General features: G+C 49.4%; 13 protein-coding genes and 2 pseudogenes. 11 read left to right on the top strand and 4 right to left on the bottom strand.

Annotation, left to right across the window (positions count from 1 at the left end; genetic code table 11):
• From A8L45_RS22465 to A8L45_RS22450, 4 genes and pseudogenes are all read right to left on the bottom strand, one after another.
• Positions 1-298, bottom strand: a pseudogene (locus A8L45_RS22465) (hypothetical protein); the annotation flags it as partial.
• A gap of 4 nt (positions 299-302) precedes the next feature.
• Positions 303-1,181 carry a carbohydrate ABC transporter permease gene (locus A8L45_RS22460; RefSeq protein ID WP_068905583.1) on the bottom strand — a complete coding sequence of 293 codons (879 nt, stop codon included), beginning with the start codon at positions 1,179-1,181 and terminating at the stop codon, positions 303-305.
• Positions 1,182-1,193: 12 nt separating this feature from the next.
• Positions 1,194-2,177 carry a carbohydrate ABC transporter permease gene (locus tag A8L45_RS22455; RefSeq protein WP_245680801.1) on the bottom strand — a complete coding sequence of 328 codons (984 nt, stop codon included), beginning with the start codon at positions 2,175-2,177 and terminating at the stop codon, positions 1,194-1,196.
• 103 nt (positions 2,178-2,280) lie between these two features.
• Entirely contained in the window at positions 2,281-3,516 is a 1,236-nt protein-coding gene (locus tag A8L45_RS22450) for an ABC transporter substrate-binding protein (protein ID WP_068905581.1), read from the bottom strand.
• Between the two features lie 415 nt (positions 3,517-3,931).
• Between A8L45_RS22450 and A8L45_RS22445 the strand changes: the two genes are divergently transcribed.
• The 11 genes and pseudogenes from A8L45_RS22445 to A8L45_RS22400 all read left to right on the top strand — a co-directional run.
• Positions 3,932-5,020: an ABC transporter ATP-binding protein gene (locus tag A8L45_RS22445; RefSeq protein ID WP_068905580.1), complete on the top strand. Its 1,089-nt coding sequence runs from the start codon at positions 3,932-3,934 to the stop codon at positions 5,018-5,020.
• Complete coding sequence (locus A8L45_RS22440) at positions 5,017-5,547, top strand: ester cyclase (protein ID WP_068905579.1); 531 nt, start codon at positions 5,017-5,019, stop codon at positions 5,545-5,547. The genes A8L45_RS22445 and A8L45_RS22440 overlap by 4 nt, the downstream gene beginning before the upstream one ends.
• A 32-nt stretch (positions 5,548-5,579) precedes the next feature.
• Complete coding sequence (gene hisD / locus A8L45_RS22435; RefSeq protein WP_068905578.1) at positions 5,580-6,893, top strand: histidinol dehydrogenase; 1,314 nt, start codon at positions 5,580-5,582, stop codon at positions 6,891-6,893.
• 5 nt (positions 6,894-6,898) lie between these two features.
• Positions 6,899-7,963: an ester cyclase gene (locus A8L45_RS22430; protein ID WP_083228495.1), complete on the top strand. Its 1,065-nt coding sequence runs from the start codon at positions 6,899-6,901 to the stop codon at positions 7,961-7,963.
• Positions 7,960-8,730, top strand: a complete 771-nt coding sequence (locus tag A8L45_RS22425) for an SDR family NAD(P)-dependent oxidoreductase (protein WP_068905577.1) — start codon at positions 7,960-7,962, stop codon at positions 8,728-8,730. The genes A8L45_RS22430 and A8L45_RS22425 overlap by 4 nt, the downstream gene beginning before the upstream one ends.
• Positions 8,730-9,587, top strand: coding sequence for a LacI family DNA-binding transcriptional regulator (locus tag A8L45_RS22420; protein WP_245680800.1), 858 nt, complete (start codon positions 8,730-8,732; stop codon positions 9,585-9,587). Before A8L45_RS22425 ends, A8L45_RS22420 begins: the two co-directional genes overlap by 1 nt.
• Before the next feature lie 26 nt (positions 9,588-9,613).
• A complete protein-coding gene (locus A8L45_RS25575) occupies positions 9,614-9,745 on the top strand; it encodes a hypothetical protein (protein ID WP_281181539.1) in 132 nt (43 codons plus the stop codon).
• Positions 9,742-10,710 carry a nuclear transport factor 2 family protein gene (locus A8L45_RS22415; RefSeq protein WP_068905576.1) on the top strand — a complete coding sequence of 323 codons (969 nt, stop codon included), beginning with the start codon at positions 9,742-9,744 and terminating at the stop codon, positions 10,708-10,710. Before A8L45_RS25575 ends, A8L45_RS22415 begins: the two co-directional genes overlap by 4 nt.
• Positions 10,711-10,725: 15 nt before the next feature.
• Positions 10,726-11,685, top strand: coding sequence for a cupin domain-containing protein (locus A8L45_RS22410; protein WP_068905575.1), 960 nt, complete (start codon positions 10,726-10,728; stop codon positions 11,683-11,685).
• On the top strand, positions 11,682-12,383 hold the full coding sequence (locus tag A8L45_RS22405) for an alpha/beta fold hydrolase (protein ID WP_068905574.1): 702 nt from the start codon (positions 11,682-11,684) through the stop codon (positions 12,381-12,383). Before A8L45_RS22410 ends, A8L45_RS22405 begins: the two co-directional genes overlap by 4 nt.
• A pseudogene (locus A8L45_RS22400) lies at positions 12,383-12,608 on the top strand (RraA family protein); the annotation flags it as partial. The gene A8L45_RS22405 and the pseudogene A8L45_RS22400, both read left to right, overlap by 1 nt.

Raw genomic sequence — 12,608 nt, 5'->3', positions numbered from 1 at the left:
ACCACCCAAACCGTTTTTCATCGCCAGTCTGTTTATCGTTATCTTCGACCTGATTTAATCCTGCGATAAACACATCCTGACGACGCTGAAGGTGCCTGAATGCAGTTTTCAATGGTTGCCAGAACGTTTTTGACACATCATGGGCAGCGAGTTCATTAAACGGATGACAGCCACGCCAGTGGTAGCTGTCACAACAATACTCATTGATCACCCAGTCGATTTGCTCGTCACATGCGTCGTCAATGCATTGATAAAAATGTAAAACGGTTTCTTTGGCCCGTTGCAACACGTCGGACATATTTCTACCCCTTCACTGCGCCTGCTGTGAGTCCGGAAACAATTTGTTTCTGGAAGAACAAGACAAGGAAAAACAGTGGCACCATAGCAGATACAACGGCTGCTACAGCGAACATTACATTTCCCTCAACCTGAGTTGTACCGAGGAAGCTGGCGATCTTTGGCACCATTGTCTGGTTTTCCTGACTAAGTAACATTGCCGTGACGGCAAAGTCATTGTAGGCAAGCAGGAAGCTGAACAAACCTGTGGTGATCACGCCGGGCCACATAACCGGAATGATCACGTGACGAAACGCCTGAAATCGAGTGCAGCCATCAACCATAGCACTCTCATCCATATCTTTTGGAATGTTCAAAAAGAAAGAGTGCAGCATCCACAATGTGAAAGGCTGATTGATTGCCACCAGCACAACGATAGTAGTGGGTAGATGTCCCCAAAGATTCCATTCAAAAAAGGGTAACATATACCCGGATACCAGGGTGATATGAGGCATCGCCCTTAATACCAATGCAATCATCAGGATCCATAGTGAGTAACGAAAGCCAGAACGTGCCAAGGCGTAACCGCCTAACGTTCCCATGGTGAGAGAAATAACCACCACAGATAGCACCATCACCAGTGTGTTTATCGAGGCCAGCCAGAAATCCTGCTCAATCCAGGCACCAAAATATCCCTGACCAGTAAATTCACTGCCGGTTTCCAGCAGTGTTTTCACCCCGTAGATAGCATTCATCCAGTCGGACTTCGAGAAGAAATCTGCCTGAACCTTGAATGACCCCCATGCTGTCCACAGAAACGGTCCCGCAGCAATTAATAGCCAGAACAGCACCAGAGATACAGAGGCTGTTTTTAACCAAACAGGCTTTTTACGTACTTGTTCCATAACAACCTCCTCCTATGCTGATTTGCGATTGAATCCGCGCCAGGTCCTAATAAAGACAGGCGTGAGTAGAATGGCAACACCAATAATGGTCAGTATTGACGTCGATGCCGCAGAACCAAACAACTGTGAGTCTGTCCCGCGTAAGTCGTTGTAAATCAGCCAGCTCAGGGAAGTAGCATGAGCTTCGGAGGCAAAGCCCACGATAGGCTCAAACACCCTGAAGTTATCCATGAGTTGCATCAAGGCCACAAAAGTCACTAAAGGGGCCATATGAGGGATCACAACATAACGAATGGTTTCCCAGCGCGATGCACCATCTATCATTGAGGCTTCTAACGTATCCGTTGGTACTGTTTGCAAACCGGCATAGAAAACAATGAAAGAGAATGGAATTGAATGCCAAATCCCATAAATGAACAGAGTCACCCAAGTCAGCGTCGGTGACGCTTTCAGCGATAAGCTGTCATCCTCGAACCAGCGCTGGAGCGTCGCACCAATCACACCGTCAGCATCTATCATCCAGAACAGGATCAGTGAGCCGATCAGAGGCGTCACTATCATCGGGAGTAACGAGAAGAAGATGGTTGGGCCTTTTACTATCTTGGGCAGTGCGTTTACGCAAAGGGCGACCACCATACCCAGAACGATAACCAATGGCGTGACAATGAAGGTGTAAGACAAGGTAAAAACCAATGCCTTATAAAATGGCAGGTTCATCATTTTACTGACGAAGTCGGATATGTCTTTAGACTCGGACCAGGCAAGTGAAAGGTCATCAATGGCGAGATGTCCCCGGTTGGTATAAGTCCCAAGCCCGTTAAATCGCCCTAGCGGTTCTTCTTCACGGAGTTTTTCTGTTGCCTCAGTGTCAACAGACACCGTTTTACTGCAGCCAAAAGGACCACAATTTTCTGTTTCAAGCACGACTTGCTCATGTTCAACATACAAAGATTGAACGGCCACAGAGATAATGGGCAGTGCAATCAATAAAAACATTACCAGTAACGATGGCCACATAAATTGTAGGAATATTCGATGGGGCATGGCTCAGCCTCTTGCTGGGTATTGCTCCGGGATATATCCCGGAGCAAAAACGCGATTATAAGAAGCCCTGCTCACGGGCAGACGTCATGTATGCTGCTTCAACATCTTTCAGTGCCTGTTCTGCAGATTCGTTACCTAAAAGGTAATCAGACAGTTCTGTGCCCAGCGCAGTATGTAAGAGTCCCATGTAGGGGAGCATTGGATAAGGAGATGCCTGACGATTTACAGAATCAATCACGCCCTGTGCTGCCGGGTTTGGTTTGTATCCCTCAATCAGCCAAACCGCTTTGTCTGCATTTTTGCTCATCATATTTTTTGAAACAGCATGCACCATTACTTTAAAGCTGGTTTCTGCGTCCTGCTCAGACAAGTTGGAAGAAATAGTCCAGCCATCCCACCAAAGTGTCGCTCCGGGAACACCACTGGCAGAGAAAGAAGGCGTATTGGTCAAGACCGTATTACTGACAATTTCCGGCGTTGAGCCTTCGTTATCCAATATTGCTGTGCCACGTGAACCCCACATCAGTGCCATTGCCAATTTACCGTCTTCCCACAACGCTTGCGTGGTGTTGGAGTCAAACGTCAGATAGTCCGGGTTAGACAACTCAGTCAGTGCTTTCAGTGTTTTCAGTGATTTGATGCCATCTGCATTGTTAAGGTTTGGCACTGCGCCACCAGGTTTGAAGAAACTAGAGCCCGTCGCGCTGTAAAGGTTGATGAATTCTTCACCCAAGTTCCAACCCGTCTTGGTATTCAGAGCGATTGGATAACGGCTGATCCCTCTCTCCTGCAATGTCTTACCAGCAGCAACCATGTCATCAAAGGTCTTCGGTGGCTCAATTCCAGCCTTTTGCAATAAATCCTTGCGATAGAACAAGTGCTGGGAGTTAGCCATAAAAGCGACAGCCATTACTTTGCCGTCTATTTTGATGAGCTGCGATGGTTTAAGGCTCTGGCCGTATTTTGCAACCAAATCATCCAGCGGCCGAATCAAACCTTCATTGAGTAAAGGAACAATAGAGCTGGTCGTCACTATAGTAGAGGAGTATTTTGCGGGTTTGGCCTTGAGTGCAGCCACCTGCAAGTCCCGGTGATCTTTGGTGTGGTTTTTCGTTACCGTCAGTTTGTCTGTCGCACAGGTCTCAGCCTCTGTCGCGACAGCATGCAGAGCTGGAAAATCATTGGCCAGAATACTGACATTCCCTGCGCCAGCACCGCAACCTTCTGCGGCCACCGCCGACGTCGATACTGCCGAGGCAGCTATCATCATCGCGAGGATCTTACATTTCATATTTCTCTCCTACCTTGAAAAGAGGGTTTGTCTGGCGTGCCCACACGCCCCAAACATCATGTCTGCCTTACGGATTCATCAGCGTAAGCGACAGACCGCTTATGATTACGTATGCAATTTAGATTCGTCCGAACATCCTAATTGATCAAGATTCTCGTCATTTTTTTTGTGAATATTACCCATTTTTTGAAAAAAATATAAAGCCATGATTTAAAAACACTTTATCTCAATTCTCAAAAAAGAGACAAAAAACAACACCTTGAAAGATAGAGACTTAACGAAAAATCAACAAAAAAACACATAATATTAAAAACGTGATCAATATCATATTTACAATTTCTGTGAGTTTCTTTCTGCGTAGTTCCTTACTAATTTTGAATACGTACCCAATAGGTGATTAACAAGGAGCTCGGTAATGGCAGAGGTGCAGTTGAGACACATAGACAAACGCTGGGGCGATTTCGTCGGTGTGAATGATTTTGATCTCACCATTCCTGATAAGGAATTTCTGGTGCTTCTCGGACCATCTGGCTGTGGAAAGACCACAACAATGAGAATGATTGCTGGCTTGGAAGAAGCCACTAGCGGTGACATCCTTATCGACGGTAAAGTGGTTAATAATCTCGAGCCGAAAGACCGTGATGTCGCCATGGTCTTTCAGAGCTACGCCTTGTATCCGAACATGGATGTTTACGAAAACATCCGTTTCCCTCTGAAAGTTCGTAACGTCGATCCGGCAACGCATGATGAGAAAGTGCGCTGTGCAGCAAAAATGGTAGAGCTGACAGACTTTCTGCACCGCAAGCCCGCTGATCTGTCGGGCGGTCAAAGACAACGGGTGGCGTTGGCACGTGCCATTGTCAGAGAACCCAACGTTTTCTTGATGGATGAGCCCTTGTCCAACCTTGATGCCAAACTCCGCGTATCGACCCGGGCGCAAATCAAAAACCTGTCTCATGAACTTCAGGTCACCACCATCTACGTGACGCACGATCAAATTGAAGCAATGACACTGGCAGATCGGGTAGTCGTCATGAACGCTGGTGTCGTGCAACAGGTCGGCACCCCGACAGATATTTACAACTATCCAGCCAACACCTTTGTGGCGAGCTTTATCGGTTCTCCCGCCATGAATTTGGTTGAAGGGAAAATTTCAAACGGAGTGTTCAGTGCAGAAAACATGCAAGTCACCGGACTCTCCACAGACATTGAAGGCGACATAACACTCGGCTTTAGAGCGGAAGATGCATCGGTGCCAAAACAAGGCCAGTCAGCGGATAACCATCTGGATGGTATTGACGCACCCGTCTTCTCGATTGAGCTGCTGGGCGAGGCGACCATGATCACCGTCAAACTCGGAGAGACGCTGGTTGCTGTGAAAGCAGACAAGGAATACTCGACAGATATTGGCCAGCCATTTGTCGCATCCATCCCAGCCTCAATTTGTCACTTATTTGATGCCAAAACAGGAATTCGCATAGCGACAGGAGACAAAAACCAATGAGCGGAGCCAGACCAGAGCAGGCATTTCTGACCAAAGATACAGATATGTCCAAAACAGATGAGACCCGTCATGTCATCGAATCCATGGTCGACGGCCTGAATGACCACAGAATTGCTGACATCGGGGAGTTTTTTTCGGAAGGGTTCCGTTGGTTGGGTAATACAGGATGTGGCAACAAAAAAGGCCTCAAGGAGTTTCAGAATAATTGGCAAAAGCCCTTTCAGGCAGCGTTTTCCGACAAAGTCTGCGTGGATGAAGCACGGCTCTACATGGGCGAGTGGGCAGCGGCTTTTGGTCATCAGACGGCCAAGCATACAGGGACCTTCATGGGCGTCGAACCCACAGGCAAAACAGTCGAGATTCGATATATGGATTTTTGGAAAGTGCAGGATGGAAAAATCGTTGATAACTGGGTCATGGTCGATTTTCCTTTTGTGCTTGCCCAACTCGGCGTAGACATTTTTCAGGGTGAGGGCTGGGAAGCCTACGATCGCGGTGAGAAAGTGCCACCCTCTCCCAACCAGTAAACGTCCTTTACCGAAGTTAATGGAGTTAGTAAATGACAATAAAATACATAAAGTCCGGTAAGCCAGTTGCAGATCAGGCGAGTGACAATGAGAAAGTTGTCGCGACCGTGGCAGAAACCTTGAAGATGATTGAGCAAGACGGCGACAAAGCGGTTAGGAAGCTGGCAGAGAAGTTCGATAATTACTCTCCGCCTTCTTTTAAGCTTTCACAACAAGAAATCGACGATCTCATTGCCAAAGTATCACCAGAAGATATGGCAGATATCCGTTTTGCAAACGAACAGGTCACCAACTTTGCACAAATACAACGCGAATCAATGACTGACGTTGAAGTCGAGACTCTGCCAGGCGTCATTCTTGGTCACAAAAATATTCCAGTGCAAAGTGTCGGCTGTTATGTCCCCGCGGGGAAATTCCCTATGGTCGCCTCTGCACATATGTCAGTGGCAACCGCTAAAGTGGCGGGTGTACCTCGTGTAATTGCTTGCACCCCCCCGTTTGAAGGACAGCCCAACCCGGCGGTTGTTGCAGCCATGCATATTGGCGGTGCTGACGAAATTTATGTACTGGGCGGTATTCAAGCCGTCGGCGCAATGGCAATTGGAACTGAGACGATAGATCCTGTGCACCTTCTGGTCGGTCCCGGTAACGCTTTTGTTGCTGAGGCGAAACGCCAGCTGTTCGGTCGCGTCGGCATCGACCTCTTTGCCGGCCCCACAGAAACCATGGTGATCGCAGACGATACGGTTGATGCAGAGATGTGTGCCACCGATCTGTTGGGTCAGGCAGAGCATGGCTACAACTCTCCGGCGGCTCTGCTGACCACCAGCGCGAAACTGGCTGAAGAGACACTCAAAGAAATTGATCGCATTCTCACCATTTTGCCAACAGCAAATACAGCGAGCGTCAGTTGGCGCGACTATGGCGAAATCATTCTGTGTGATACCTACGAGGAAATGTTGCAGGTATCAGAGGAGATGGCTTATGAGCATGTGCAGGTCATGACTGACCGCGACGACTGGTTCCTCGAAAATATGACCAGTTACGGTGGGCTGTTCCTCGGGCCGAGAACTAACGTCTCTAACGGTGACAAAGTGATCGGGACTAACCATACCCTGCCGACTAAAAAAGCCGGACGCTACACAGGTGGCTTATGGGTAGGTAAATACCTCAAAACACATAGCTATCAGAAGATCCTTACTGATGAAGCCGCAACAACTATCGGTGAATACGGTTCACGTCTTTGCATGATTGAGGGATTCGTCGGACATGCCGAGCAATGTAATTTACGCGTTCGTCGATACGGCAAAAAAGATGTGCCATATGGCACAGCGGCAGCGAGGTAAAAGCAATGGCCCGGTCAGGAGCAGAACTATTTGATGAATGGATGCCGAAACATCGCCAGTGGCGTATGTGTCAGCGTGGAATCCATTCGAGTGAATTACCGCAACTGACCGATCAACTGTTCGCAGACAACGCTGTTATCAATATGTGTTTTCCATTCGGCACATTGAGGGGCGCATCCGAGTGGATTGAACATTGCTTTGAACACCTCATATCGGCCGTGCCTGACCTTGAACGCAGAGACACCATAGTGATCTGCAATCAGGACCAAGATGGACATACCTGGATAGGGTGCTGCGGATTTTACTGCGGCACCTTTTCTGCACCGTTGTTGCAGATACCGCCGACCGGACAGTTTTTTCACATGCGCTTTCACGAGTTTTATCGTTTATCAGAAGAGGGCGTGGTGGAGGTGCAGGCGATATGGGATTTGGTTGAAGTCATGATGCAGGCAAACGCATGGCCGATGGTCCCTTCACTGGCAAGGGAAGGGTTGGTTCCGGGCCCTGCAACCTGCGACGGTATAAAGGCCGCTCAAGCGGACCCTTTGCTCAGTGCCAGTAACGTTCAGCATGTCATCCAGATGTTAGAAAAACTTCAACAACATCCGTCGCAGGGCGGCCCTGAAGTGATGAGCATGAACACATTTTGGCACCCACACATGACGTGGTACGGCCCCGCCGGAATAGGAACATGCCGGGGATTGTCAGGCTTCAGGCACTGGCATCAGATCCCCTTTCTCAACGCAATGCCTGACCGTGGTCAGTATGAAAGCGAAACAAGGTGTCACTTTTTTGCTCATGACAATTACGTGGCAGTGACAGGGTGGCCAAATATGGCTCAGACACTGTCATCTGGCGGTTGGCTTGGTATCGCACCATCAGGGCAAAAAATTACCCTGCGCAGTCTCGACTTTTGGCGTATCGAAGACAAAAAAATTGTCGAAAACTGGGTACTCGTCGATCTGCTCGACGTATACGACCAGCTGGGGGTAGATGTGTTCGCCCGGTTGAAGGAGTTCAACAAATCAAGGCCCAGCGGCCCGATCAATCTGCCACAGGAGAGGCTATGATGATTTCGCTACCCCAAACACCTTCTTTCAAACTGACGGGAAAACGCGCACTGGTAACAGGCGCATCATCCGGGATTGGGCTCGCCTGTGCTGTGGCATTAGCAGAAGCAGGCGCGCATGTGACGCTGGTAGCCCGCCGTGGCGATCAACTCAGTGAGCTGTCAGCAGCCCTTCTTGACAAAGGCTGGCTCTCTGATGTGCTAGTACTTGATATCACCGATTTATCTGCACTCGACGCTGAGATAGCAAGTCGTGCCCCTTATGATGTCGTCGTTAATTCTGCAGGTCTGGCCCGACACTCCCCCGCCACTGACACAACCGCTGACGATTTCGACGCCGTTTTTTCGTTGAACGTGAAAGCGGCTTACTTTCTGTTCCAACTGGTGGCAAAAAGACTGCTCTCAGCAAAAAAACGCGGAAGCCTGATCAGTATTTCCAGCCAGATGGCGCACGTAGGAGGCCTTGACCGAGCTGTTTATTGCGCCAGTAAACACGCTGTTGAGGGCTTCACCAAGGCCATGGCCATTGAGTGGGGGAAAGCAGGGATCAGGGTGAATACAATCTGCCCGACCTTTATAAAAACAGAACTTACGGCATCGACGTTTGATGACCCGGACAAGCGCGCATGGATTGAATCACACATCAAGCTCGACAGGGTTGGAGAAGTGGAAGATCTAATGGGGGCAGTGCTCTACCTTGCCTCAGATGCCTCCAACATGGTGACGGGAACCTCGTTAAAGGTTGACGGAGGTTGGACAGCAGAATAATGGCAAATGAAAAAGTCACCTCAACCGATGTAGCGAAACTGGCAGGAGTCAGCCAGTCTGCGGTCAGCCGGGTATTCACCCCCGGAGGCTCTGCATCTAAAAAAACGGTAGATAAGGTCAAAAAGGCAGCAGAAGAGCTGGGTTACCGACCTAACGTTCTGGCAAGAGCCATGGTATCGGGTAAAAGCAGAATCATTGGGCTGGTTGTCGCTTATCTGAACAACCAATTCTATCCCGATGCGCTGGAAAAGCTCTCCAATCGCCTGCAGGAAGAGGGATATCACGTACTCGTCTTCATGACCCACAATGCGGAGGGCATTGAAGAAGTCATTGATGAAATTCTCGACTATCAGGTTGATGGGATCATAGCCGCCTCTGTCGATTTGTCATCAGAATTGGCTGAGCGTTGCCGCTCGTTCAGTGTGCCTATTGTTCTCTTCAACCGTTCACAACAAACAGGCAATTTTTCCTCCGTCACCTCAGATAATTTCTGTGGTGGTATGACGGCCGCCGAATTTTTGATCGCTGGCGGACATAAAAAAATCAGTTATCTGGCTGGGCAGGACAGTACGTCGACCCAGAGAGACAGGGAAATTGGCTTCAGGGCGGGTTTGAGCCAGGCTGGGATGGATCTCCATTCGCGCGGTAATGGCATGTTCGATATGGAAAAAGCCAGCGAAGCCACGATAAGAATGTTTGAAAACGATCCACCGGATGCTGTATTTGTCGCGAACGACCACATGGCACTGGCCGTAATGGATACGCTGCGCTTTGAACTCGGCCTCAAGGTACCTGAAGATGTATCTGTTATCGGTTACGATACGTCGACGCAGCCAGTTGGCCAAGCTACAGATTAACCACGCTTGAGCAGTGCGCCGACGTCATGGTCTCAGAAACTGTCCGGATCATCCTTCAGCAAATCAGTCATGAAAACGACGCTCCTCAGAAAGTGGCGATTGGCTCGCCACTCATAATCCGACAATCAGCACGTATCCCCGGAGGCTGGAAACGATGAAAGGATTCGACGAAAAATTCATAGATTTTCCTGATTATATTTTGAAGATCACAGAGGAAATTTGGGAGGGCAAACGTATAGCTGCTCTTCATGATTACTATGCCTCCGACATCATCGTCAGAACGCCAGCATCCATTACGGTGGGTAATCCAGACGTGATTGCTCAGACGATGGCAACGCAGAATGAGCTTCCTGACAGGATCCTACTCGGTGAGGATGTTATCTGGTCCGGTACGCCTGAAACTGGCATGCTCTCGTCACATCGCATTCTGTCAGAGGCCACCCACGCGAACGACGGTGTATTTGGCCCAGCAACAGGTAAACGACTTCGATACCGGGTCATCGCTGACTGCCACGCAATAAACAATCAAATTAACGATGAATGGTTGATCCGTGACCAAGGGGCAATTGTTCAGCAACTCGGCATAGAGCCAAAACAACATGCTGCTAATCAGATCATCGCCGAAGGCGGACCTGAATCCTGCCAGCAACCTTTCAACCTCTCTCAGGAAGTCGTTGGGCCTTATCAGGGCAAAGGCAACGACAATGTGTGGGGCGAAAAATACGCCGACACCATACAGCAGATCATGGCGGCAGAAATAGACAGTATCCGCAACGGGTACGACCGTGCCTGTGAAAGTATTTATCCCTGCGGGCAAACGGCGTATTCATGGCCTGCGATAGAACAATTCTGGATGGGTCTCAGAGCAAGCTTTCCACACGCAAAATTAACTATCGATCATCAGATAGGGCGAGAAGATCCCCTTCTTCCTCCAAGGGCTGCGATCCGGTTTTCACTAGAGGGTAAACATGATGGCTGGGGTCGCTTTGGTCGTCCGAGTGGTGCTGATGTTTATGTCATGGCTGCCGCCCATGTTGAGTTTGGCCCAAGGGGTATTCGCAGAGAGTGCGTCTTGTTCGATGAGACTGCCATCTGGAAACAAATAGCACTTCATACTGGTTAATAAAGGAGAAAAAGGATGAAACCTCAATGGGTCAGATATGGCGAGTTGATACCGTGTCGAACTGCATTTATCGATGCTCATACGCCTGGCTCTTCACAGAAGGAAAATTTCACCATCATAGGTGGGGGTGTCTCTGAGGGCGCAGATCAGCATGTACATATCAGCGCAACTCCCGGATTTAATATTGGCGCAGCGGGACAGCCACCGCACTGCACTAATTCATTGCATTATCACAACACCGCTGAAGTCTTTTTTGTTCTTAAAGGCCGTTGGCGCTTCTTCTGGGGCGAAGACGGTACAGATGGCGATGTGATTCTCGAAGAAGGTGACATTTTCAATATTCCGACCCAAATCTTCAGGGGTTTCGAAAATGTCGGTACGGACTACGGCATGATCATGGCCATACTTGGCGGTGATGACGCAGGTGGCGGAGTGATTTGGGCGCCAAGCGTCAGAGAAGACGCTCAGGCACATGGATTAGTTCTCGGTGAGAGTGGCAAGCTTTACGACACTAAAAAAGGTGAGTTACTGCCTGAGAGCGAGAACGAAATGCCGCTGCCAAGCCGTGAGTTACTCGATAGCATTCCCCACTATGACATACAAACAGTGATCAAAGGCTACGTCGCCAGATACCTTGATTTACTGGCTATGTCCACCGAAGCGCCCGTGCCTGTCATTGGGGAGCAAGCGCTCCTTGTAGACAAACCGGGGTTTGAGGTTGATTTCTTGGGGCGTCATTCAGCGAACGATCAGACACTGGTTGCCGAAAAAGAAGTGGTGTTAATGGTAATGCGTGGTCACTGGACAGTATTTTGGCAGGATGAAAGCCTGATCCTCAATCCCGGGGACACCCTGCTGTTGCCTGAGGGGACAGAGTACAGACTGGAAGCAACAGTCTCCGGTGAGTCCAGCTTGTATCGTGTGACCAGAACAGCCGATCCTGCTGGTCTTACATGGGTGGGGGGCAATGCATGAACGCGGCGCTGCCTTTGATTTTTCTGCCCGGCATGATGTGTGACGAGCGGCTTTTTGCTCCTCAAATCGACGTACTTCGCCAGCAAAGAGACGTGAGCGTCATGGACATTGGTCGGTTCGATACGATGGCAGCTTTGGCTAATGATGTGCTCAGTAAGGCACCTGAGCACTTCGCACTTGCAGGCCTATCTATGGGTGGCATTCTCGCGATGGAAGTGATCCGCCAAGCGCCCGGCAGGGTTAAAAAGCTGGCGTTGATGGATACCAATCCAAGAGCGGAAATTGATGAAGTCAAAGCGTCCAGAGCGGTGCATCTCGACAGGGTCAGTCAGGGTGACATGCTGGGCGTGATGAAAGAAGTAATGATTCCTAAATATCTCCATCAGGGCTTTCCTCGTCCAGAAATAGATCAACTTTGCGTCGAGATGGCAAGAACACTTGGTGATCAGGTATTTATCAACCAATCGCTCGCCCTGAGAGACAGACCCGATCAGCAGGATACGTTGGCAAAAGTGCGCGTACCGACATTGATTCTGATGGGAGAGGATGACCAGCTTTGTCCTCTTGATCGTCATGAAACTATGAAAGCCCTAATCCCTCACGCCAACTTTGTCGTGGTTGAAAAAGCCGGGCATCTCCCCACCCTTGAACAACCGGAGGCAACCTCTCAGCATCTGTCTGACTGGTTGAATAGCTAATGGATGAGAAACTCTACGAACTGTTAAAACGTGTCGACACGCCAACCGTCTGTAACGCAATTGAAGTTGCAGAGGGTAAGCGGGGATTCAGCCAGTTTACTGAAGGAACGGTACTTTGCTCGGATCCTGAGGGCGGTGCGGTCGTCGGCTACGCAAAAACGGCACAGATTGCCGCGCGTGAGCCATCGACCAAGAATCCAGACCAAGTGAGAAGTATGCGGATGG

It is taken from the genome of Veronia pacifica, from assembly GCF_001707825.1.
Taxonomy (GTDB): domain Bacteria; phylum Pseudomonadota; class Gammaproteobacteria; order Enterobacterales; family Vibrionaceae; genus Veronia; species Veronia pacifica.
The sequence above is the reverse complement of the archived record's forward strand: the minus strand, read 5'-3'. Positions and strand labels throughout refer to the sequence as shown.